Here is a 310-nt window from a genome sequence, read left to right as displayed (position 1 = left end):
CGCCATGCCGTCGGCCAGTTGGTTATCGGTGGTCATGACCAACGCACCGCTGCCAATTTCGGCTGAGCCGGCATGGGCGATAAAGGTGCTGTTGACGCTTTGAGTGCTGCTACCCACGGTGGCGGTGACCACGCTGGTGCCGGCGGTGGTGCTGGTCAACGTCACCGACACTTTGCCGTCTGCACCTGTCGTGGCAGTACCTGGGATCGTCGCACCATTGGTCGCGGTGAACTTCACCTCGGCATTAGGCACCGGGTTGCCATTGGCATCGGTCACCGTCACTTGCACGCTGTTGGTGTCAGTGTTGTTG

1 protein-coding gene is annotated in these 310 nt (G+C 61.0%); it reads right to left on the bottom strand.

What is annotated here, in order from left to right:
- Positions 1 to 310, bottom strand: a 310-nt coding sequence (locus tag PVZ80_RS00180) for an Ig-like domain-containing protein (RefSeq protein ID WP_273863274.1), incomplete at both ends; no start/stop codon positions are given.

Source organism: Pseudomonas sp. B3G-3 (assembly GCF_028640915.1).
Taxonomy (GTDB): Bacteria; Pseudomonadota; Gammaproteobacteria; order Pseudomonadales; family Pseudomonadaceae; genus Aquipseudomonas; species Aquipseudomonas chlororaphis_I.
The sequence above is the reverse complement of the archived record's forward strand: the minus strand, read 5'-3'. Positions and strand labels throughout refer to the sequence as shown.